Genomic DNA, 20,039 nt, shown 5'->3' with positions numbered 1-20,039 from the left:
GCCGGCCAAACGCCGTTGATCCGATGACCTCCTCCCTGCGCGGCAACCTGATCGCCCTTCTCCTGCTGGCGCTCGCCGTGCTCGCCGCCTTCGCGCTCGGGCGCTTTCCGGTCGCTCCCGGCGATCTCGGCCGCCTCGCCTGGTCGGTTCTCACCGGCGAGCCCTCCGGCCTTCCGGCGCAGGTCGAGACCGTGGTCTGGAACATCCGCGGCCCGCGCATCGTCGCGGCGATTCTGTGCGGATCGGCGCTCGCCATTGCCGGCTGCGCCTTCCAGGGCCTGTTCCGCAATCCGCTGGTCTCGCCCGATATCCTCGGGGCCTCCTCGGGCGCAGCGCTTGGCGCGGTCATCGGCATCTATCTCTCGCTCGGCCTGTTCGGCATCCAGCTAGCCGCCTTCGCCGGCGGGCTCGTCGCGGTCGGCGCCGTCTACGCGGTGGGATCGACGATCCGGCGCGGCGATCCGGTTCTCGTGCTGGTGCTGACCGGCGTCGTCGTCGGCTCGCTGCTCGGCGCCGGCATCGGCCTGGTGAAGTACTGGGCCGATCCGTACAACCAGCTCCCGGCCATGACCTTCTGGCTGCTCGGCAGCCTCGCCGGCACGGCCAAGCCCGACCTCGTCCCTTTGCTCGGCCCGGTCCTGATCGGCGCCGTCATCCTGCTGGCGCTGCGTTGGCGCATGAATGTTATGTCGCTGCCGGAGGAGGAGGCGCGCGCGCTCGGCCTCGCCACCGGCCCGCTACGGATCGCCATCGTCGCCGCCGCTACGCTGGTGACGGCGGCGAGCGTCGCGGCTGCCGGCATCATCGGCTGGGTCGGCCTCGTCGTGCCGCATCTCGCGCGCTTCCTGGTCGGTCCCGATTTCGGCCGCCTCATGCCGACGGCAGCGCTGCTCGGTGGCGGCTACCTGCTCGCCATCGACACGCTGGCGCGCACCGCCGCCCCGGTCGAAACGCCGCTCGGCATCCTCACCGCGGTGATCGGCACGCCCTTCTTCATCTGGCTGCTCGCCTCGGCGCGCGGAGGCTGGTCGTGAGCCTGGAAGCCTCCGCCCTCGCCTATGGCTATCGCGAGCGCGAGATCGGCCGCGACATCGCGCTCGACCTTGCTGGCGGCGAGGTCTTGGCCCTGCTCGGCCCCAACGGCCATGGCAAGACGACGCTGCTGAAGACCCTGCTCGGCCTGCTGCCGACAAAGGGCGGCACGCTCACACTCGATGGCAAACCGTTGGCGGCGCTCTCCATAGGCGAGCGGGCCCGTGCCCTCGCCTATGTGCCGCAGGTCCATGCCGGCACCTTCGCCTTCGCCGTGAGCGAGGTCGTTCTGATGGGGCGGACCGCCCGCTCCAGCCTGTTCGCGGCACCGTCGGGCCATGACCGGGACGTGGTACGGGCGATGCTGGACCGGCTCGGCATCGCGCATCTGGCGCAGCGCGCCTATACCGAGATCTCAGGCGGGGAGCGTCAGCTCGTGATGATTGCCCGCGCGCTGGCGCAGGAGCCGCGCTACGTCATCTTGGACGAACCGACGGCGAGCCTCGATTTCGGCAATCAGGGCAAGGTGATGAACCAGATCCGCCGCCTCGCCGGCGAGGGACTCGGCGTGCTCTTTACCACCCACGACCCAAACCAGGCGCTGCGCTATGCCGACCGGGCGATGCTGCTGCGCGACGGCCGGGCCCTCGCCAGCGGCAAGGCACGCGAACTCATGACGCCGGAGCGGCTCGCCGCGCTCTATGGCGTTGCGATCGAGACCATCAGGGGCGAGGACGGGAAGCTCGCCTTCCTGCCGGGTTGAACGGCCCAATCCCGTCACAATGTCCTGATGAAGTTTACCTTAAGGCAGGACATGGCGTGGGAGTTTGGCGCGCCGGCGGTCGACCCCGCTTTCGGCGGCTCGATCTGCCGGCCTTTTGGATACGGGGGACATCCGCATGAAGCGCATCATCGCGGCCGCGCTCGTCGTCGGCCTGGCCGTCATGTCCGATGCCTCGCTGCAAGCGCAGCAGCCCTCGCAAGCCTCGATCGAAGCGCTACTGCCGGAATTCGAGAAGCAGGTCGCCGAGGGCATGAAGGCCTTTTCGGTGCCGGGCGTCGCCGTCGGCGTGATCCACGAGGACAAGCTGATCTTCGCCAAGGGCTTCGGCGTCCGCGCGGTGGGCAAGCCGGAGCAGGTCACGCCGGAGACGATCTTCCAGATCGGTTCGACCACCAAGGCCTTCTTCACCACCACGCTGGCGCAGGCGGTCGATGCCGGCCGGCTCGGCTGGAATGATCCGGTCATCGACCATGTCCCCGAATTCCAGCTCGCCGACCCCTGGGTCACCCGCGATTTCCGCGTGCTCGACATCGCCGCCCAGCGCTCGGGCCTGACGGCTTACGTCAACGACGCGCTCACCATGCTGGGCTACGACAGACAGACGCTGATCCGTTCGCTGCGGGTCGCGCCGCAACTCGGGCTGTTCCGCTCCGATTTCCGCTATCTCAACATCCCGCATGTCGTCGGCGGCGAGATCGTCGCCAAGGTCAACGGCACGCCATCCTGGTTCGACTCGCTGAAGACCAGCCTGCTGACCCCGCTCGGCATGGGCGAGACGACCGCCACGGCCGAGGCGATCACCGCGGTACCCAACCATGCGCAGGGCCATCGTTTCGCCGAGCCGCCCGTCGCCGTGCCCTTGCATCCCTCGTTCCCCTATGCGCTCGGGCCGGCCGGAGCGCTCAACTCGAACATCCCCGACATGGCGAAATGGCTGCGCCTGCAACTCGGCCGCGGCCATTTCGAGGGCAAGATCCTGGTCTCCGAGGACAATCTCGACGTCACCTGGACGCCGCGCGTCGCCATGAGCGAGCGCAGCTCCTATGCCGTCGGCTGGGTCGCGACCGCGACGCCGCGCGGCCGGATCATCTGGCACAATGGCGGCACGGCCGGCTTCGGCGCCCATGCCGGCTTCCTGCCCGACGGCAAGACCGGCATCGTCATCCTGACCAATCTCGAAAATCTCGGCCTGCCGGACGCGCTGGCGATGTGGTTCTACGACCGCGTGCTCGGCAATCCCGCCGTCGACAATGTCGGCCTCGCAGCCGCCGCCGCGAAGACCCGTCGCGAAGCGGCGCAGGCGGAAGCTGCCGGTTTCGTACCCGGCCCGATCTCGCCACTCGCCGCCGGGTTTGCCGGCAGCTACGGCTCGCCGATCCTGGGCGACGCCACCGTGGCGCTCACTGGCGGGAAGCTCGGCCTGACGCTGGAGAAGACCGAGGCGCAGCTCCTGCTGGAGCCGAACAGGGACGATCCCTACCTGTTCCAGGCGCGGCTGGCCCCGGTCGGCGCCTTCGTCGCACCGGCCGAGATGTCCGGCGGCGAGCCCTTCGTCCGCCTGCGCTTCGAGACCGACGCCGCGGGCAGGATCAGCCAGATGCGCTGGCTCAGCCCCGAGCTGCCGCATAGCTTCGCGCGCTCGGCCCAGTGACGAGGGGGAGCATCACCATGACGATCCGTATCGCCCTCCTGTCGTTCGCCGCCGCTCTTGCCGTCGGCTCCAGTGTCTCGGCCGCGCCGGCCTTCGCGCCTCTCTCCGGGGTCGCCTCCGCACTGCCGGTCGAGCCTGCCCGCTCGGCCCTGCGCAAGTTCTTCGACGCGCTCGGCGACGACGACGTCAACGATGATCACTACGACTGGAACGACTATCGGGACGCGACCTCGCGCAAGGACCGTATCCGCGACTGGCAGCGCATGCAGCTCGACGCCCAGAAGGATTACTGGCGCCAGCAGAAGGACGCGCAGAAGCGGGCGATCAAGGCCCAGCGCGGCTGGTAGATAGCCGGCGTCGCGGCGGCTACGTCAGGGATTGGCAGGAAACCGTCCCACCCCCCTTACCTTTCCCCATCGGGCTGTTGCATAGTCGCCCGGACGTGGCGTCATGACGCCACAGGATGGGGAATGGACATGAAGACCTTAGCTCTCGCCGCGGCGCTGCTCGCCGGCGGCACCCTCGCCGCTTCCGCGCAGCAGCTCGCGCCCAGCCCGACGCTCGACGCCATCAAGGCGCGTGGCCATCTCGAATGCGGCGTGCATCTCGGCCTGCCCGGCTTCTCCTTCGCCAATGACAAGGGCGAATGGACCGGTCTCGACGTCGATTACTGCAAGGCGCTCGCCGCCGCCGTGCTCGGCGACGCCACCAAGGTCAAGTTCACGCCGACCTCGGTGCAGCAGCGCTGGCCGATCCTGCAATCGGGCCAGGTCGACCTGCTCTCGCGCAACTCGACGATCACCTTCTCGCGCAACGCCACGCTCGGCCTGAACTTCCAGGGCATCAACTTCTACGAGGGCCAGACCTTCATCGTCCGCAAGAAGGCGAACGTGAAGTCGGCCGAGGAGCTCGACGGCGCCTCGGTCTGCGTCGCCGCCGGCTCGACCGAGGAGAAGAACGCAGCCGACTGGTTCCGCGAGCGCAACCTCAAGGTCACCATCACCAACTTCCAGAAGAACGACGACGCGATCACGGCCTATGACAGCGGCCGCTGCGACGCCTATACCGCTGGCGTCGGCGCCCTCGCCGGCCAGCGCGCCAAGCTCAAGGTTCCGGACGACCACGTCATCCTGACCAAGCCGATCTCGAACGATCCGCAGGGCCCGGTCACCCGCTATGGCGACGAGCGCTGGCAGCTGATCGTGCGCTGGGTGCTGAACGGCACCATTGCCGCCGAGATGCTCGGCGTCACCTCCAAGAACGTCGACGAGATGAAGGCCAACTCGAAGAACACCGAGGTCCGCCGCCTGCTCGGCGCCGAGGGCGGCTTCGGCGCGATGATGGGCCTGCCTGACGACTGGATGTACAAGGCGATCAAGCAGGTCGGCAACTATGGCGAAAGCTTCGAGCGTACCGTTGGCATGGAGTCGCCGCTGAAGCTCGAGCGCGGCCAGAACCAGCTCTGGACCAAGGGCGGCCTGCTCTTCACCCCGCCCTTCCAGTGAGATGCTCCCGTCATGGTCGGGCTTGACCCGACCATCTCGGAAACCAGCCTTCGTGTCAGGAGATTCTCGGGTCGCAGCTTAGCTGCGCCCGAGAATGACGCCCCAAGCCGGACGGCCGCCCCTTGAGCAAAGCCTTCGCCTTCATCAACGACAAGCGCGTCCGCGACGTCTTCTACCAGGCGGCGCTATTGATCGGCCTCGTGGCGCTGCTGGTCTATTTCATCCGCAACGCCTCGCAGAACATGGTCCAGGCCGGCATCGCCTCGGGCTTCGACTTCCTCTGGCGCACCTCGGGCATCGAGGTGCCCTTCGTCCTGACCAACTACACCCAGTCCGACAACATCCTCGCGCTGTTCTGGGCCGGTGTCGCCAATACGATGCTGGTGACGGTGATCGCGCTGGTGCTGTCGACCGCGCTCGGCTTCCTGATCGGCATCGCCAGGCTCTCCTCGATCTGGCTCGTCCAAGCCATCGCCGGCGCCTATGTCGAGTTCGTCCGCAACATCCCGCTCTTGTTCTTCGTGCTGTTCTGGTATTTCGGCGTCATCGCCGCTCTGCCCGCCCCGCGTGAGAGCCTCTCGGTCTTCGGCGTCGCCTTCCTCAACAATCGCGGCCTGACCATTCCGCTGCCCGATGCCGGCGCGAACTTCAAATACGCCTTCATCGCGATCGCGATCTCCTGCCTGCTGCACTGGCTCTTCCTGCGCTGGGCCAGGCGACGCAAGGAGGAGACCGGACAGGACGCGCCGATCCTGCGCGTCGGTCTCGTCCTGCTGCTGCTCATCCCCGCCCTCGCGCTCGCCTGGGCGACGCTGGCAACGCGCTGGGACATTCCAGTGCTGCGCGGCTTCAATTATCGCGGCGGCTTCGTCGTCATCCCTGAATTCGTCGCGCTGCTCGCGGCGCTGGTCACCTACACCGCCGGCTTCATCGCCGAGATCGTGCGCGGCGGCATCCAATCGGTGCCGTATGGCCAGATCGAGGCGTCGAGCGCGCTGGGCCTGCGCCCCGGCCCGACGCTGCGGCTCGTCACCATCCCGCAGGCACTGCGAGTGATGACGCCGCCGATGACCAACCAGTACCTCAACGTTCTCAAGAACTCGTCCTTCGGCGCCGCCATCGCCTATCCCGACGTGGTCAGCCTGTTCATGGGCTCGGCGCTCAACAACACCGGCCAGGCGATCGAGATCATCGCCATGACGCTCGCGGTCTATCTCGTCATCGGCCTCGCGGTCTCGGCCTTCATGAACTGGTACAATGCCCGCATCGCGCTGGTGACCAGATGAGCGCCGCCGCATCCCTCCCGACCAGCTGGCGCGAGCGCCTGTTCGGATCGCCGACCATCACCGTGGTGACGCTGCTGCTCGCCGCGTTGATCGCCTGGATCGCCGTGCCGATCATCCGCTGGGCCCTGATCGACGCGACCTGGAGCGGCCAGACCCGCGCCGACTGCGCCGGCACCGGCGCCTGCTGGGTCTTCATCAAGGCCCGCTTCGGCCAGTTCATGTACGGCTTCTATCCCATCGAGGAGCGCTGGCGGCCGAACCTTGCCGGCATCCTCTTCGCGCTCTCCGGCGCCGCGATCGTCTTCGCGCCGAAGCGGCTGAAGCTGGGCCTCGGCCTCGCTGCGCTCGTCATCCTGCCACCGCTCGGAATCTGGCTGCTCGCCGGCGGCTTCGGCCTCAGGCCGATCGAGACGCGCGAATGGGGCGGGCTGATGCTGACCGTCTTCATCTCGATCTATGCCAGCCTGATCGCGATCCCGCTCGGCATCCTGCTCGCGCTCGGCCGCCAGTCCGAGCTCAAGGTGGTCAAGCTGATCTCGGTGCTGTTCATCGAGTTCTGGCGCGGCGTTCCGATCATCGCGGTGATCTTCCTGGCCTCGCTGCTGCTGCCGCTGATCATGCCGGCCGGCATCGGCGTCGACCGGCTGGCCCGCGCCGTCATCGGCCTCGGCTTCTGCATCGCCGCCTATATGGCCGAAGCCGTGCGCGGCGGCCTGCAGGCGCTGCCGAGGGGCCAGCGCGAGGCGGCGACCGCGCTTGGCCTGTCCTACTGGAAGGCGACCTGGTTCATCATCCTGCCGCAGGCGCTGCGCATCTCGCTGCCCGCGATCACCAACGAGTTCATCGCGCTGGTCAAGAACACCACACTGGTGCTGGTGGTCTCGATCCTCGACCTGCTCGGCATCGCCCAGGCCTCGCTCGCCGATCCCGCCTGGGTCGGCATGAACATGGAGGCCTACGTCTTCTCCGGCGCCATCTACTGGCTGATCTGCTTTGCGCTCTCGCGCTGGAGCAGGAGCCTTGAGACCAAGCGAGGGCGGTAGGCTCTCGCCGTCGTGCTCCGGGCTTGACCCGAGCATCTCGGGCGGGACGAGGCTCCGACCAGCGCGTTCTCGTCACGAGATTCCCGGGTCTGCGCTTCGCCCAAGACTGGCGGGGTTCATTCCGGGGCTATGAGCCTGTACAACCCAGCCCATGCAAGAGACCGCCGGCCTCGCCCGCCTCTTCCTCCGGCTCTGGCGCCAGGCCTGGCCCGTCCTGCTGCTGCTCGCGACGCTCGGCTCCATTGCCAATGAGCTGTTGCTACCGCTGGCAGTGAGGCTCGGCTATCTCAACAGCCTCGCGGGCTTCGCCATGCTCGCGCTGCTGGTCCTCGCCAAGCTCGTGGTCACCGTGCTGATGTTCGTCGCCTTGCGGCCCTATCTGCCGGCGGTCTCGGCCCTGCAGATCGCCGGCGCGAGCCAGCAGCCCGACACACCGCAGCCGGCCGGTGCGCGCGCCGTGATCGGGCTCGTGGCTCTCGCCCTCGTCCCATTCTTCGCCTACTACGCCGCCTGGGGCTTTCTCGGCGACACCGTCCGCGACTATTCGGTCAGGGCGCTGTCGGAGGCCGGCTTCGGCGAGAAGGTCGATGTCCTCGCCGTGCCGCTTTCACTCTGGCTCGCGCTCGCCATCGGCCTTGCCTGGCTGGTGCGCAAGCTCGCCAAAGCCGCCCAGAGCCGTCGGCCCTCGCCCTTCTGGCAGTTCCTGGTGATCGCCTGCGACGCCAACTGGATCTTCGTCGGGCTCTACGCCCTGTCGCGCTGGAAGGACACTGGCTGGACTTGGCTCAAGACCATCGCCCTACCCTATCTCCGGCTCATCCAGGACTGGACGCTGTCGCTGATCGGCAAGGCCCAGGCGGCGACGCCGGAGGCGATCGACCTCGCTGCGCTGCCTTTCAGCACCAGCCTGCAGAGCCTCTTCCTCTATGCATTGCTACCGCTGGTCTGGCTGCTGATGGCCGCGACGATCTATGGCTACGATGCCAAGGACCCGTCCGCGCTCGCCCGCGACCGGCGCGCTGCCGCTGCCCTGGCGCGCTGGCAGTCGGCGCCGAAGGCCATCCGCGACTTCGCCGAGCATTTCATCGGCGGCTATCGCTCGCGCTATCTGCCGGTCGTCAACAGCGTCCGTCTCGCCTTCGGCGCCAGCCTTTCGGTGCTGATCGCGCTCGTCGTCGGCTATCGCTTCATCGGCTTCGCCTCAGCCTGGCTCTGGATCGGCCTCACTCGCCTGATCGGCCCGCTCGATCTCGACAGCTGGCAGGTGATCGCCAACGCCATCGCCTTCCTGCTCGGCGGCCCCAGCGAAATCCGCGGCGGCATCCTGGTCGAGAGCCTGCGCATCTGCCTGCTGGCGGCAGTCATGGAGACCGCCGTCGCCGCGCAGAGCCGTAGCGGCGCTAGCCCGGAATCTCGAAGCGCAGATAGTGCGGCCGCCCGGCCGGCAGGCTGAGCACCGGCCTGACTTGCCGGTCCATCCCGGCCGGCAGCACGAAGCCCTCGCTGACTCTGAGCGTCGCGCCGGCGGTCGGCTTGCTCGCCAGCGCCTGCGTGCAGGTCGGAATGGTCTGACCACGCCGCTCCGGCAGGCGACTGACCTCGCTCGGCGTCAGGAATTGCGGCGACCAGCGCCGTCCGTCCGGCGCTTCCAGCACCAGCCGGCACGGCAGCACGGCGAAGGCCTCGGGATCGCGCACCACCGCTTCCATGTCGAGCAGCATGACGGCTCGGCCATCCGCTCGCTCGGCGACACGGCGCAGACCCATCAGCTTCCAGTCGGCGCCGCCAAGGCTCGCTGCGGTGCTGGCCGGGACCTCCCGCGCGAAGAGCTCTCGCGAGCGCCACCACTCCCACGCATTCTCATGGGATTGCAGGACAATGCCGAGCGCCAGCGCCATCGGCAGCGCCCAAAGACTGAGACGCCGCATCCGCAAGACACCCGGCGAGACCACAACCTCACTCATAGGCGAGCTCGTTCAGGTCGATCAGCGGCGCAGGCGCGTCCAGCGTCCCGGGCAAGGCAATCTCCGCCTGCGTATCCAGCCGCGGCCAGCGCGAGGCGGCCACCAGCAGCGTCGCGCCCGCGACCGATTCGCGCGGGATCTCGAAGATAAAGAGGCCTCGCTGCGGCAGGCCGGGCTCGAGCCGGTCGGTTCCGAGCAGGCGCGGCGCGCCCTGAAAGCGCGGGCTCGCGACGAAGCGCGCGCCCTGCGCGCTGCGCCAGATCGCGCTGCCGACATTGACTGATGCGGGCTGGGCTTCGAGAGCGGCGATCACCAGCGCGAACACCCCGCCCGTATCGCGCTCGACCTCGCGGCCATAGGCCTTGAAGCGCAGTCTCTCGGCGAGCAGCACCTTATCGGCCCGCACCGAGAAAGTCCGGCCGGTCAGCGTCTGGCCAATTTTACCCGTAAGCGGGATCGGCCCGGTGATCTCGGCATAGCCCGGCGTATAGCGCTGCATGCCGACAAGCAGCACGGCCGCCAGCACCAGCGCGCCGAGCTTGGCGAAAGCACCGCTCACGGCCTTATCTCGGCGCGAGCGACCGGCAGGGTGGCAGCCGCGATCGGCTTGCGGTTGAACCAGCCCGGCGCGGCGAGCAGATTGTCGCGCGGCTTGAAGGTCTCACCATTGACGACGAGGCGCAATCGCTCCGGCGGCTTCGCGCCGGCCGCCAGCCGCCAGATCACCTGCACGCGCTCGGGCAAGCCCGGCTGCAGGGCGCTCAGCATGGCCTTGTCGCGCATCAGCCAGAAGGTCGGATTGGGCTGCAGCCCCTCGACCGGTGGATCGACGATGAGGATGCGCGCGAAGGTATTGTCGGTTTCAGAGCTGCGATTGCCGACGTCGAGATCGAGCGCCAGGAACTGCGCGCCGTCGGGCGCAGGCGGTCCGTCCGGCCGCGACTGCGTCGTCAGCCTGGCCTCATGCAGCGCGATGCGCCAGCGGCCGGCATCGAGCGGCGTGCCGGCGGCGAGCGCCGGCAGCACCGGCGGCTCCAGCGCTTCGAGCAGGCTTTGGCCGGAGGTGATGGCGAGCGCCAGCAATCCGCCGATGCCGATCGTGAGCTTCGAGCTGATGGCCTGGCGCAAGCCCGCCAGCCAGGAGACAATCATGCGCGCACTGAGATCCTTCGCGCCCCCGGCGCGGCAAGATAGTCGGCGCGGCCGCGAGTGCAACCCGCAGTATCACCCCTTCATGTAATCATGGATCTTCCGCCCAAAGGGCAGCGTCAGGTCGGCGATGAAGTGATGCGCGCCGAGCACCTTGCGCACCGGCAGATCGGCGACCGGCGCGTTGACGTGCGGGATCAGGTGGAGCCGGCCCGGGCCGATCCAGGAACCCTTCACCGTGATGTCGGTGAGGTTGAGCGCGACGAGCTGGCAGATCTCCGGATCGCCGTCGACGCCGGGGATGATCTTCAGGTTGACCTGTGTCTTGGTCAGCATCGCGGTGGTCTTCACGCCGTTGCCGGCGAGGCTTTCGTGCTTGTAGCCCATCGTGCCCATCGCGACCTGCTGGCCGGCATATTCGAGCGTGCCGGTCAGGGTGTCCTTGACCACTTCCAGCTTGGGATGGGCGTACTTCTTCGGGAAGCCCCAGATCTCGCGGCCGGCCGAGATCGGCGGCTCGATGTCGAGATACATCTGCGAGACGAAGCTGACCTCCTCCTCGCCGAACAGGCAGGGGATGACGATGCCGGTCTCGGTATAGGTGCCGAAGCCGGAGGAATCCGGCATCTTGATCCATTCGTAATGCACGATCGGCTGCGCCGTCGGCATCAGCGGCTCGGGCAGGTGATGGCGGATCAGTTCCGGATCGGTCTCGTAGCTGATCACCATGTATTCGCGGTCGATGAAGCGATAGGGCCCGGCCGGATAGCTCGGCCCGGCGAGCGGCATCGAGGGCAGGTCGAGGATCTGCTGGCGGTTCATGGCGATGCCCTCACTGCGCGGTCCAGCCGCCATCGACCGGCAGGATGACGCCGGTGATCGACTTTGCCGCATCGGAAGCCAGGAAGACAGCGAGCGCCGCCACGTCCTCGCTGGTGACGAACTGCTTGGTCGGCTGCGCGTGCAGCAGCACGTCGTTGACGACCTGCTCCTTGGTCAGCCCGCGCGCCGCCATGGTCTCGGGGATCTGCTTCTCGACCAGCGGCGTCCAGACATAGCCGGGACAGATCGCGTTGGCGGTAATACCGAAGGTCGCCGCTTCCAGCGCGACCGTCTTGGTCAGCCCGGCGATGCCATGCTTGGCCGCGACATAGGCCGATTTGAACGGCGAGGCGACCAGCGCATGGGCCGAGGCCGTGTTGATGATCCGGCCCCATTTGCGTTGCTTCATGCCCGGCAGCGCCGCACGGATGGCATGGAAGGCGGCCGAGAGGTTGATCGCGATGATCGCGTCCCATTTCTCGACCGGGAACTCCTCTACAGCTGCAACGAACTGGATGCCGGCATTGTTGACGAGGATGTCGGCGCCGCCGAACTCGGCTTCCGCCTCGGCGATCATCGCGGCGATCGCCCCGCCATGGGCCATGTCGGCCGGCGAATAGCGTGCCTTCACGCCGAAATCAGCCTCGATGCCAACGCGCTCCTGCTCGATCGCCTCCGGCGCGCCAAAGCCGTTGATGACGATGTTCGCGCCCTCCGCCGCATAGGCGCGGGCGATGGCGAGGCCGATGCCGGAGGTCGAGCCGGTGACGACGGCCGTCTTGCCTTTGAGCATGCGTGATCTCCCCAGCCACGAGGCTGCGACGCGAAGCTGCGTCGCAAGGTCCATGCCGCTGAGGTGGAAGAGCAAGCTGACGGGGCGATGAAGCTTGCCTGACGGGACAATGACACCGATATCTGGTGCCACCCGCGTCACATGCCTGTCACCGCCCGCCCCCCAGACATGGGCAACTCCAGCTCTTCCTGACGATCGAGCGAACGGAATACGCGCCATGAACGCCCCTTTTGCGCCGTCCTCTACCGACCGCTATCTCGGCTGGCGCCCGGAGCGCTGCGACCGCGTCGCGCTGGTGCTCCAGGGCGGCGGCGCGCTCGGCGCCTACCAGGCCGGCGTCTATCAGGCGCTGCACGAGGCCGATATCGCCCCGGACTGGGTCTCCGGCGTCTCGATCGGCGCGATCAACGCGGCGATCATCGCCGGCAATCCGCGCGAGCGGCGCATCGAACGGCTACGGGAGTTCTGGGACCGCATCACCGACCGCAAGGTCTGGTGGTTCACGCCCGAGGGCGACATCTTCCGTCAGGCGCGCAATGCGACCTCGTCCTTCCTGACCACCATGCTCGGCCAGCCCGGCTTCTTCGAGCCGCGGCGCACCAATGCCTGGCTGGCGCCGGCCGGAGCCACCGACGCGACCAGCTTCTACGACACCGCACCGCTCCGCGAGACCCTGCTCGAGCTGGTCGATTTCGACCTGATCAACAGCAAGAAGGTCCATTTCTCGGTCGGCGCCGTCAACGCGCTCTCGGGAAATTTCGTCTATTTCGACAACACCCAGGAGGAGATCGCGCCCGAGCACGTCATGGCCTCGGGCGCCCTGCCGCCGGCATTTCCGACCGTCCAGATCGGCACCGAGCATTACTGGGATGGCGGCATCGTCTCGAACACGCCGCTGTCGCATCTGCTCGCCCAGGAGGACACGCTGAACTCGCTGATCTTCCAGGTCGACCTGTTCTCCTCGCGCGGCCCGATCCCGCGGACAATGCAGGACGTCATGGGGCGCCACAAGGACATCATGTACTCCTCGCGCACCCGCATGGTCACCGACCTGTTCCAGACCCTGCAGGGCTGGAAGAAGAAGACCCATGACGCTCTCAGTCACATCCCCGAGGACGCCCTGAGCGAGGAGGATCGCAAGCTCCGCGATGAGCTCGCCTTGATCCCCGAGCACACCATCCTGCAGCTGATCTACCAGCAGAAGAGCTATGAGAGCCATGCCAAGGACCACGAGTTCTCGCGGACCTCGATGAGCGACCACTGGCACTCCGGCTACGAGGACACCAAGCAGACGCTGACCCGCAAGGACTGGCTGACGATCCCGCCGGATGGCGCGGGGATCGTCACCCACGACGTCCATCGCGATTTCGAGCGGCGCTGAGCGTCAACGCTCCTGCGGCGGCGTGTTGCGGAGCAGCTCGGTCCGCTCGCGCCGCTGCTCTTGCGTCCATTGCGAATGGTGTCGCTTCGTGCCGGCGGGGCGGTTCGCCAGGCCAAGGCCAAGCCCGCCCCAGTCGCCAACCGGCCGGATCGGCCGCTGCACGAAGCCCCCGCCGCAGCTCGGGCAGACGTTTTCGAGCGTCTTCTCGGCGCACTCCGCGCAATAGGTGCATTCATAGCTGCAGATCCGCGCCTCCAGCGAGTTTGGCGGCAGGTCGCAATCGCAGAGTTCGCAGTTCGGCCGCAGCTCCAGCATGGCGTCTTTCCCTCTCGTCGCAGGGACTGGATGCCATGAGGGGACGATGTCATAAATGACAAGATGACCTCGTTTCCTGCCACCACTCTCACGACGCCGATCCGCGTCGTCATCGTGCTCTTCCCGCGCACCAAGCTGCTCGACGTCACCGGCCCTCTGCAGGTCTTCAACGACGCGAAACGCGCCGACGGCAGCGCGGTCTATGAGATCATCCTGACCTCCGAGGACGGCGGCCCGGTCGAGACCGATGCCGGCGTGCCGCTGCCGAGCATCCGCCTCGCCGAGGCTGCGGCCCGGCCAATCGATACGTTGCTGGTCTCAGGCGGGCGCTCGGCGCTGGACGCTGCCGGCTCGGCGGCGCTGCTCGCCTTCCTGCGCGATCAGAGCGGCAAGGTCCGCCGCCTCGGCTCGATCTGTCTCGGCGCCTTCATCCTCGCCGCCGCCGGCCTGCTCGACGGCTGCGAGGCGACGACGCATTGGGAATACACCGAGCGCCTGAGCACGGCCCATCCGGCGACGACGGTCAGGCCGGACGCGATCTTCGTCAGCAATGGAAGGATCTGGACCTCGGCCGGCGTCTCCACCGGGATCGACATGGCGCTCGCCATGGTCGAGGAGGATATCGGTCGCAAGACCGCGCTCGATCTGGCCCGCGACCTCGTGCTCTACCTCAAGCGCCCTGGGGGCCAGGCACAGTTCAGCGGCGAATTGCAGCGCCAGTCGCGCGATGCCGCCGGGCGCTTCGACGCCCTGCACGCCCATATGCGCGAGCACGCCGCCGGCGACCTCTCCGTGCCGGAGCTCGCCCGCATCATGGCGATGAGCCCGCGCCATTTCGCCCGGGTCTATGCGCAGCAGACCGGCATCAGCCCGGCCAAGGCGGTCGAGGCGGTCCGGCTCGACCTCGCACGCGATCTGCTGGAAGAAACGGATATCGGCATCCAGCAGGTCGCGCTGCGCGCCGGCTTTGGCGACGACGAGCGCCTGCGCCGCGCCTTCCTGCGCCGTTATGGCGTCGCGCCGGGCGAATACCGGACACGGTTCGGAAACGCGCGAACCGCCTAGCCCCGCCCCAGCTCCACCGGCACCGAATAGGAGCGCTTCACCCGCCCGAGAGCGAAGCTCGATTCGATCGAGGCGACGTTGTCGAGCCGCGTCAGCTTGTCCTTGAGGAAGCGCTCATAGGCGGCAAGGTCGCTGACGATGATGCGCAGGAGGTAATCGCGCTGGCCGGTCATCAGATAGCAGTCGGCGACCTCGGGCCAGCGCGAAACCGCCGCGGCGAAGCGGTCGAGCTCCTCCTCGCGCTGGCGCTCCAGCTTGATCGAGGCGAAGACCGAGACGGGCAGGCCGAGCTTCTCCTGGTTCACGATGGCGACATAGCCCTCGATGATTCCGGCCTCCTCCAGCAGGCGCACCCGCCTGGCGCAGGGGCTGGGCGAGAGCCCGACCTTGCCAGCCAGCTCCTGCACGCTGATGCGACCGTCAACCTGCAAGGCCTGGACGATGCGGCGATCGATCTCGTCGAGCTTGAACTCTGGCATTTTCCCTCGCCTCGCCATGACAGCTTAGCGGAAACCGCCAATTCCGTCAGCCGGCGAGGCGGTCTTTAGCTGCCTTCCCCAAGGCAATTGTGCATGATGTCCCGGCCCAAGGAGCACCGCTATGTCCGATCCCCGTCTGCCCATCCTCGCCGAGCTTGAGAAGAAGATTCTCTGGCTGGCCTCGTGGACGATCCACAACGCCAACCACATCCGCGCCAACGAGGACGGGATGAAGGTCGGCGGCCACCAGGCCTCCTCGGCCTCGCTGGCGACGATCATGACGGCGCTCTACATGGCCGCGCTGAAGCCGCAGGACCGGGTCGCGGTGAAGCCGCACGCCTCGCCCATTTTCCACGCCATCAACTATCTGATGGGCCTGCAGACGCAGGAGAAGCTGGAGAACTTCCGCGGCTACAAGGGCGCGCAGAGCTATCCCTCGCGCACCAAGGACATAGACGACGTCGATTTCTCGACCGGCTCGGTCGGCCTCGGCGTCGCGCAGACGCTCTTCTCATCCTTGGTCCAGGACTATGTGAAGGCGCATGGCTGGGGCAAGGACACGCCCGAGGGCCGAATGGTCGCGCTGATCGGCGATGCCGAGCTCGACGAGGGCAACATCTTCGAGGCCCTGATGGAGGGCTGGAAGCACGGTGTGCGCAACACCTGGTGGGTGATCGACTATAACCGTCAGTCGCTCGACGCCGTCGTCCGCGAGGGCCTCTACGACCGGATCGAGCAGATGTTCCGCGCCTTCGGCTGGGACGTCGTCACGCTGAAATACGGCTCGCTGCAGCAGGCGGCGTTCAAGGAGAAGGGCGGCGAGCGGCTGAAGGCCTGGATCGATTCCTGCCCGAACCAGCTCTATTCGGCCCTGACCTTCCAGGGCGGCGCCGCCTGGCGCAAGCGGCTGATGGACGATCTCGGCGACCAGGGCCCGGTCACCAGGCTGATCGAGACGCGCTCCGACGCCGAGCTCTCGGCGCTGATGTGCAATCTCGGCGGCCACGATCTGCCCTCGCTGCTCGAGGCGTTCGAGGGCATCACGCATGACCGGCCGGTCTGCTTCCTCGCTTATACGGTCAAGGGCTTCGGCCTGCCGCTGGCCGGGCACAAGGACAACCATGCCGGCCTGATGACCAAGGAGCAGATGGAAGGCTTCAAGGCCGCCAACAAGGTCCGGCCCGGCCATGAATGGGACCTGTTCGAGGGGCTGGCGCTGCCCGAGAAGGAAATCCGCGCCTTCCTCGACAAGGTGCCGTTCTTCGCCAAAGGCCGCCGGCGCCATTCGGCTCCGGCCCTGCCGGTCCCGGCCAGGCTCGAAGCCGGCATCCAGGCGACGATGTCGACGCAGATGGGCTTCGGCAAGGTGCTGGACGAGTTGGCGAAGCTCGGCGGCCCGCTCGCCGACCGCATCGTGACGACGGCGCCGGACGTCACGGTCTCGACCAATCTCGGCCCCTGGGTCAACCGGCGTGGCCTGTTCGCGCGGGCCTCGATGGCCGACACCTTCAAGGACGAGCGCATCCCCTCGATGCAGAAATGGGAGTTCTCGCCCAAGGGCCAGCATATCGAGCTTGGCATTGCGGAGATGAACCTGTTCATCAACCTCTCGGCGCTCGGCCTGTCGCATTCGATCTTCGGCGAGCGGCTGATCCCGATCGGCACGCTCTACGATCCCTTCATCTCGCGCGGTCTCGATGCGCTGAACTATGCCTGCTACCAGGACGCCCGCTTCATGGTCGTCGCGACGCCGGCCGGCGTCACGCTGGCGCCCGAGGGCGGCGCGCACCAGTCGATCGCGACGCCATTGATCGGCATGAGCCAGGATGGGCTCTGCGCCTTCGAACCGGCCTTCGTCGACGAACTCGCCGTGATGATGCGCTGGTCGTTCGAATACCTGCAGAAGGATGGCGAAGGCGATCCGGACGAGCGCACCTGGCTGCGCGACGAGACCGGCGGCTCGGTTTACCTGCGCCTCTCAACCCGCCAGGTCGAGCAGCCCAAGCGCGCCATGACGCCGGAGCTGGAGCGCGACATCATCGACGGCGCCTATTGGCTGAGGAAGCCCGGCCCGAATGCCTCCGTCGTCATCGCCTATACCGGCGCCGTCGCGCCCGAGGCGATCGAGGCTGTCGGCCTGCTTGCCGAGGACCGGCGCGATGTCGGCCTGCTCGCCATCACCTCGGCCGACCGGCTCAATGCCGGCTGGCAGGCGGCCGAGCGGGCGCGCCAGCGCGGCAACCATGAGGCGACCAGCCATGTCGAGCGCCTGCTCGGCGATCTCCAGCGCGATTGCGGCATCGTCTCGGTGCTGGATGGCCATCCGGCGACTTTGGCCTGGCTCGGCAGCGTCCACGGCCACCGGCAGAAGGCGCTCGGCGTCGAGCATTTCGGCCAGACCGGCACCGTCGCCGACCTCTACCGCCATTTCGGCATCGACGCGAACGCGATCGTCCACGCAGCGAATGCGGCGGCGCCGGGCCGGCCGGTCAGGTATCTGAAAGCGCTGCCGTAAAGCGCAACACGGAACCCCTCTCCTGAAAGGAGAGGGGCAGGGGTGAGGTGTTCGGAGTGAAATCGTTAGCTGCAACGTAGCCGCGGTGAGCGCTCGCGGAACTGGTCAAACCGCCCACACCTCACCCTGCCCTCTCCTTCCAGGAGAGGGTTCCCCGCGCCTCGGATCAGCCGCCCCGCTTCACCTTCACGCCCGCGATCAGCCACGCACCTGTCAGGAAGAAGCCGATCAGCACCGCCAGTCCCGCTCGCTGGCTGGCGAAGATCGTCGTCGCCAGCGCGACCAGCGTCGGTCCCAGGAAGGACGTCACCTTGCCGGCCAGCGCGAACAGCCCGAAGAACTCGCCGATCCGGGCCGGCGGCGCGATCCGGGCGAGCAGGCTGCGCGACGAGGCCTGCAAGGGCCCGGCGACGAGACCGATCAGCAGCCCCAGCCCGAGATAGACCTTCTCCGGCAGCGAGGCGAAGAGGCCGTCGCCCGGCACGGGCGGCGCCGCTTCGATCACGAAAGCGACCTGCCCCGGCCCGAGCGAGAGGATCCCGATGCAGGCGAAGAGCAGGCAGGCGATGGCGCCGAGGATCACCGTCTTGCCGCCGATCGCATCGTCGAGCTTGCCGCCGGCCCAGGCCCCGAGCGTGCCGGTGACCGTGAGCAGGATGCCGAAGACACCGAGCTCGATCGTCTGCCAGCCGAAGACGCCGGCGCCATAGATGCCGCCGAAGGCGAAGAGCGCGACCAGCCCGTCCTGGTAGATCATGTTCGCGAGCAGGAAGCGGCCGAGCCCGGGCAGAGAGGGCAGTTCGGCGATCGTCGCCTTGAGATGGGAGAACCCACCGGCCGCCGCCTCCTTCAGCGGGATGCCGGTCCGCGGCGAGTCCGGCGTGAGCAGGAACATCGGGGTGACGAAGATCACGAACCAGAGTGCGGTGAGCGGCCCGGAGAAGCGGTCGCCCTCGCGAGCGGCGGCATCGAGCCCGAACAGCGGCGACAGGCCGGCCAATGTCTTGCCGGTCTGCGGATCGGCCGCGAGGAAGCCGAGCGTCAGCGCCAGCGAGATCAGCCCGCCGAGATAGCCGACGGCCCAGCCGGTGCCGGAGAGGCGCCCGAGCCGCTCCGGCGGCACCAGCCGCGTCATCATCGCATTGTTGAAGATCGTCGCGAATTCCGCGCCGATCGTGCCGATGACGAAGCCGCAGAGCGCGATCGTCACCGCCCAGGGCGAACCCGGCTTGGCGTACCAGAGCATGCCTGAGCCCAGGACCAGCATGGCGCCGAACACCGCGATCCACGGCTTGCGTGGCCCGGTCCTGTCGGCGATGCCCCCCAGCAGCGGCGAGAGCAGCGCGATGGCGAGCCCGGCAAGGCCCGTCGCATAGCCCCAGAGCGCCTGCCCTTCTGCCGGGTCGCTCGCCAGGGCCGAGGCGAAGAAGGGCGCAAAGACAAAGGTGGTGACCAGGGTGAAGAAGGGCTGCGCCGACCAGTCGAAGAAGATCCAGGCGACGACCGAGCGCCGCGGGGGATAGGTCGCGGGCTGATCGCTGGCGGCAGGCAGGGAAGCGGCACTCACTGCAATGTCGTGTCCGGGTCGGAGCCGCCGCGCGCCAGCTCGATCTCGGTGATCGCGACCAGCACCTCGGCCCGGGTCTTCAGGCTCGGGGCCTCCAGCAGAGCCTGCTTCTCGCGCGGCCCGAACGGACACATCATCGAGAGCGCGTTGACCAGCGCCTCGTTCGGCGCCTCGTTGACGCCCTTCCAGTCGATCTTCAGCTCGTTCGCCTTGGCGAAACTGCGCAGTGCCTTGATGAGGCCGGTGCGGTCGACCTCGTCCTCGCCGGCACGCGCCTCGAAATCGACGGCGAAATCGCCATAGGACACCCGGCCCTGGCGATAGGGCGTGGTGACGGAGAGTTCCTCTTCCAGCCGGAAGCGCGAGATGCCGGTCAGCGTGATGACGTAGCGATCGTCGCCCGTCTCGGCGAACTGCGTGATCCGGCCGATGCAGCCGACCTGGAGCAGTGGCGGCACCTGCGCCTGGCGTCCGTTGTCCGGCTCCGGCTGGATCATGCCGATGACGCGGTGCGTGCGCAGCGCATCGTCGATCATGGCGAGATAGCGCGGCTCGAAGATGTTGAGCGGCATCTGCCCGCGCGGCAGCAGAAGCGCGCCGGCGAGCGGAAACAGCGGGATCACCGCCGGGCAGTCCTCAGGCCCGGAATAGACCGCGTTCATGCCCATCAGCGTGCGCTCCTCTCTCC

The 20,039-nt window shown here is 67.7% G+C and carries 20 protein-coding genes; 11 read left to right on the top strand and 9 right to left on the bottom strand.

All coding sequences use genetic code 11. The features are described 5' to 3' along the window. Positions 1 to 23 precede the first annotated feature (23 nt). From V7S63_RS24720 to V7S63_RS24685, 8 genes are all read left to right on the top strand, one after another. Positions 24 to 1,034, top strand: coding sequence for a FecCD family ABC transporter permease (locus V7S63_RS24720; RefSeq protein ID WP_336532178.1), 1,011 nt, complete (start codon positions 24 to 26; stop codon positions 1,032 to 1,034). Beyond that, entirely contained in the window at positions 1,031 to 1,795 is a 765-nt protein-coding gene (locus V7S63_RS24715; protein ID WP_336532177.1) for an ABC transporter ATP-binding protein, read from the top strand. The genes V7S63_RS24720 and V7S63_RS24715 overlap by 4 nt, the downstream gene beginning before the upstream one ends. Before the next feature lie 136 nt (positions 1,796 to 1,931). Next, a complete protein-coding gene (locus tag V7S63_RS24710) occupies positions 1,932 to 3,467 on the top strand; it encodes a serine hydrolase (protein WP_336532176.1) in 1,536 nt (511 codons plus the stop codon). Positions 3,468 to 3,484: 17 nt separating this feature from the next. Then, positions 3,485 to 3,814: a hypothetical protein gene (locus V7S63_RS24705; RefSeq protein ID WP_091842397.1), complete on the top strand. Its 330-nt coding sequence runs from the start codon at positions 3,485 to 3,487 to the stop codon at positions 3,812 to 3,814. 123 nt (positions 3,815 to 3,937) lie between these two features. Beyond that, on the top strand, positions 3,938 to 4,972 hold the full coding sequence (locus tag V7S63_RS24700; RefSeq protein ID WP_199777452.1) for an amino acid ABC transporter substrate-binding protein: 1,035 nt from the start codon (positions 3,938 to 3,940) through the stop codon (positions 4,970 to 4,972). A 122-nt stretch (positions 4,973 to 5,094) separates the two neighbouring features. Further along, positions 5,095 to 6,258, top strand: coding sequence for an amino acid ABC transporter permease (locus V7S63_RS24695; protein WP_336532175.1), 1,164 nt, complete (start codon positions 5,095 to 5,097; stop codon positions 6,256 to 6,258). Beyond that, positions 6,255 to 7,301 carry an amino acid ABC transporter permease gene (locus tag V7S63_RS24690; protein ID WP_336532174.1) on the top strand — a complete coding sequence of 349 codons (1,047 nt, stop codon included), beginning with the start codon at positions 6,255 to 6,257 and terminating at the stop codon, positions 7,299 to 7,301. The genes V7S63_RS24695 and V7S63_RS24690 overlap by 4 nt, the downstream gene beginning before the upstream one ends. 151 nt (positions 7,302 to 7,452) lie before the next feature. After that, positions 7,453 to 8,754 carry a hypothetical protein gene (locus V7S63_RS24685; protein ID WP_336532173.1) on the top strand — a complete coding sequence of 434 codons (1,302 nt, stop codon included), beginning with the start codon at positions 7,453 to 7,455 and terminating at the stop codon, positions 8,752 to 8,754. Here V7S63_RS24685 and V7S63_RS24680 read toward each other — a convergent pair. From V7S63_RS24680 to V7S63_RS24660, 5 genes are all read right to left on the bottom strand, one after another. Next, positions 8,702 to 9,265, bottom strand: coding sequence for a hypothetical protein (locus tag V7S63_RS24680; protein ID WP_336532172.1), 564 nt, complete (start codon positions 9,263 to 9,265; stop codon positions 8,702 to 8,704). The genes V7S63_RS24685 and V7S63_RS24680 overlap by 53 nt on opposite strands. Then, positions 9,258 to 9,824: a hypothetical protein gene (locus tag V7S63_RS24675; protein ID WP_336532171.1), complete on the bottom strand. Its 567-nt coding sequence runs from the start codon at positions 9,822 to 9,824 to the stop codon at positions 9,258 to 9,260. Before V7S63_RS24675 ends, V7S63_RS24680 begins: the two co-directional genes overlap by 8 nt. Further along, positions 9,821 to 10,417 carry a hypothetical protein gene (locus V7S63_RS24670; protein WP_336532170.1) on the bottom strand — a complete coding sequence of 199 codons (597 nt, stop codon included), beginning with the start codon at positions 10,415 to 10,417 and terminating at the stop codon, positions 9,821 to 9,823. The genes V7S63_RS24675 and V7S63_RS24670 overlap by 4 nt, the downstream gene beginning before the upstream one ends. Positions 10,418 to 10,489: 72 nt before the next feature. Further along, complete coding sequence (locus V7S63_RS24665) at positions 10,490 to 11,236, bottom strand: acetoacetate decarboxylase (RefSeq protein WP_336532169.1); 747 nt, start codon at positions 11,234 to 11,236, stop codon at positions 10,490 to 10,492. Positions 11,237 to 11,246: 10 nt separating this feature from the next. Beyond that, positions 11,247 to 12,029, bottom strand: a complete 783-nt coding sequence (locus tag V7S63_RS24660) for a 3-hydroxybutyrate dehydrogenase (RefSeq protein ID WP_336532168.1) — start codon at positions 12,027 to 12,029, stop codon at positions 11,247 to 11,249. A 217-nt stretch (positions 12,030 to 12,246) separates the two neighbouring features. On the opposite strand from V7S63_RS24660, the gene V7S63_RS24655 reads away from it, so the two are divergent. Further along, positions 12,247 to 13,410: a patatin-like phospholipase family protein gene (locus V7S63_RS24655; protein WP_336532167.1), complete on the top strand. Its 1,164-nt coding sequence runs from the start codon at positions 12,247 to 12,249 to the stop codon at positions 13,408 to 13,410. A 3-nt stretch (positions 13,411 to 13,413) separates the two neighbouring features. On the opposite strand, the gene V7S63_RS24650 is transcribed toward V7S63_RS24655, so the two are convergent. Continuing rightward, positions 13,414 to 13,725, bottom strand: coding sequence for a DUF1272 domain-containing protein (locus V7S63_RS24650; RefSeq protein WP_100962129.1), 312 nt, complete (start codon positions 13,723 to 13,725; stop codon positions 13,414 to 13,416). Between the two features lie 63 nt (positions 13,726 to 13,788). On the opposite strand from V7S63_RS24650, the gene V7S63_RS24645 reads away from it, so the two are divergent. Beyond that, positions 13,789 to 14,790 (top strand): GlxA family transcriptional regulator, encoded by a 1,002-nt coding sequence (locus tag V7S63_RS24645; RefSeq protein ID WP_336532166.1) that lies wholly within the window; start codon positions 13,789 to 13,791, stop codon positions 14,788 to 14,790. Here V7S63_RS24645 and V7S63_RS24640 read toward each other — a convergent pair. Then, positions 14,787 to 15,269, bottom strand: coding sequence for an Lrp/AsnC family transcriptional regulator (locus V7S63_RS24640; RefSeq protein ID WP_100962127.1), 483 nt, complete (start codon positions 15,267 to 15,269; stop codon positions 14,787 to 14,789). The two genes, V7S63_RS24645 and V7S63_RS24640, sit on opposite strands and share 4 nt — an antisense overlap. Before the next feature lie 121 nt (positions 15,270 to 15,390). On the opposite strand from V7S63_RS24640, the gene V7S63_RS24635 reads away from it, so the two are divergent. Then, the gene (locus tag V7S63_RS24635) at positions 15,391 to 17,784 is read left to right on the top strand and encodes a transketolase-like TK C-terminal-containing protein (protein ID WP_336532165.1); all 2,394 of its coding nucleotides are present in this window, start codon (positions 15,391 to 15,393) and stop codon (positions 17,782 to 17,784) included. A gap of 166 nt (positions 17,785 to 17,950) precedes the next feature. Here the strand turns inward: V7S63_RS24635 and V7S63_RS24630 are convergent, their stop codons facing one another. Further along, on the bottom strand, positions 17,951 to 19,357 hold the full coding sequence (locus tag V7S63_RS24630) for an MFS transporter (protein ID WP_442896516.1): 1,407 nt from the start codon (positions 19,355 to 19,357) through the stop codon (positions 17,951 to 17,953). Next, entirely contained in the window at positions 19,348 to 20,019 is a 672-nt protein-coding gene (locus tag V7S63_RS24625) for an LON peptidase substrate-binding domain-containing protein (RefSeq protein WP_091842429.1), read from the bottom strand. Before V7S63_RS24625 ends, V7S63_RS24630 begins: the two co-directional genes overlap by 10 nt. Between the last annotated feature and the right edge of the window lie 20 nt (positions 20,020 to 20,039).

This window comes from Allobosea sp. CCNWLY174 (genome assembly GCF_037120455.1).
GTDB classification, from domain to species: Bacteria; Pseudomonadota; Alphaproteobacteria; order Rhizobiales; family Beijerinckiaceae; genus Allobosea; species Allobosea lupini.
Note: the sequence above shows the minus strand (reverse complement) of the source record. Positions and strands in the feature narration are given on the sequence as shown.

Coding starts and splice junctions, on each gene's coding strand:
- V7S63_RS24670 (WP_336532170.1), bottom strand. CDS start 10,417: ATGATTGTCTCCTGGCTGGCGGGCTTGCGCCAGGCCATCAGCTCGAAG.
- V7S63_RS24655 (WP_336532167.1), top strand. CDS start 12,247: ATGAACGCCCCTTTTGCGCCGTCCTCTACCGACCGCTATCTCGGCTGG.
- V7S63_RS24640 (WP_100962127.1), bottom strand. CDS start 15,269: ATGCCAGAGTTCAAGCTCGACGAGATCGATCGCCGCATCGTCCAGGCC.
- V7S63_RS24635 (WP_336532165.1), top strand. CDS start 15,391: ATGTCCGATCCCCGTCTGCCCATCCTCGCCGAGCTTGAGAAGAAGATT.
- V7S63_RS24660 (WP_336532168.1), bottom strand. CDS start 12,029: ATGCTCAAAGGCAAGACGGCCGTCGTCACCGGCTCGACCTCCGGCATC.
- V7S63_RS24680 (WP_336532172.1), bottom strand. CDS start 9,265: ATGAGTGAGGTTGTGGTCTCGCCGGGTGTCTTGCGGATGCGGCGTCTC.
- V7S63_RS24645 (WP_336532166.1), top strand. CDS start 13,789: ATGACCTCGTTTCCTGCCACCACTCTCACGACGCCGATCCGCGTCGTC.
- V7S63_RS24710 (WP_336532176.1), top strand. CDS start 1,932: ATGAAGCGCATCATCGCGGCCGCGCTCGTCGTCGGCCTGGCCGTCATG.
- V7S63_RS24625 (WP_091842429.1), bottom strand. CDS start 20,019: ATGGGCATGAACGCGGTCTATTCCGGGCCTGAGGACTGCCCGGCGGTG.
- V7S63_RS24650 (WP_100962129.1), bottom strand. CDS start 13,725: ATGCTGGAGCTGCGGCCGAACTGCGAACTCTGCGATTGCGACCTGCCG.
- V7S63_RS24690 (WP_336532174.1), top strand. CDS start 6,255: ATGAGCGCCGCCGCATCCCTCCCGACCAGCTGGCGCGAGCGCCTGTTC.
- V7S63_RS24720 (WP_336532178.1), top strand. CDS start 24: ATGACCTCCTCCCTGCGCGGCAACCTGATCGCCCTTCTCCTGCTGGCG.
- V7S63_RS24705 (WP_091842397.1), top strand. CDS start 3,485: ATGACGATCCGTATCGCCCTCCTGTCGTTCGCCGCCGCTCTTGCCGTC.
- V7S63_RS24665 (WP_336532169.1), bottom strand. CDS start 11,236: ATGAACCGCCAGCAGATCCTCGACCTGCCCTCGATGCCGCTCGCCGGG.
- V7S63_RS24685 (WP_336532173.1), top strand. CDS start 7,453: ATGCAAGAGACCGCCGGCCTCGCCCGCCTCTTCCTCCGGCTCTGGCGC.
- V7S63_RS24700 (WP_199777452.1), top strand. CDS start 3,938: ATGGACATGAAGACCTTAGCTCTCGCCGCGGCGCTGCTCGCCGGCGGC.